1 protein-coding gene is annotated in these 666 nt (G+C 70.3%); it reads right to left on the bottom strand.

The annotated features are described in order from the left end of the window. The coding region (locus tag P3W85_RS21890; protein WP_276266325.1) for a condensation domain-containing protein at positions 1-666 on the bottom strand (666 nt) is incomplete at both ends.

The following is a 666-nucleotide window of genomic DNA, read 5'->3' as shown; positions in this document are numbered from 1 at the left end:
GGCTTCGTCTGCCGGCAGGGAGGCGTCAACGGTGGCCAGCGCCTGCCAGTGCGGGATTTCCTCGCCACGGCGGGCGGCGCTGTCGCGCAGGGCTTCGGCCCAGCGCTGGTAGGACGCCGTGCGCGCCGGCGGTGCTGCAGCTTCGCCATTCAGCCGTGCCCGATAGGCCGCATGCAAATCCTCGATCAGCACCCGCCACGAGACGCCATCGACCACCAGATGGTGGATCGCCAGCAGCAGTTGCCAGCGGTCTCCGGTCCGCAGCGCGACAGCACGGAGCAGCGGACCGTGCGCCAGATCGAGGCTGCGCTGGGCGGCTTCGCAGTGCGCCAGCCGTTCGGCCTCCGTTGCGGCGTCCCGCACCCACAGCAGGTCGGCGCAGGTCTCTTCATCGGCGTACGTCTGCTGCCAGACGCCCGACGCTTCGACGAACCGCAGCCGCAGCGCATCGTGATGGACGACCAGATCGCCCAGCGCTGCTGCCAGCGCCCCGGTATCGAACCCATCCCGGCAATCGAGCAGCACCGACTGGTTCCAGTGGTGACGCCGGGTCATCGGCATGGCGAAGAAATCGGCCTGGATCGGCAGCAGCGGCACGATGCCAGTGGGCACCGCGTTGCCGGCGTCGGCGTCGTGTGCCACCGGCGCCGCCATGGCGGCCAGTTC

Source organism: Cupriavidus basilensis (assembly GCF_029335485.1).
Classification (GTDB): Bacteria; Pseudomonadota; Gammaproteobacteria; order Burkholderiales; family Burkholderiaceae; genus Cupriavidus; species Cupriavidus basilensis_E.
This window is presented reverse-complemented; position numbering and strand designations above follow the sequence as displayed.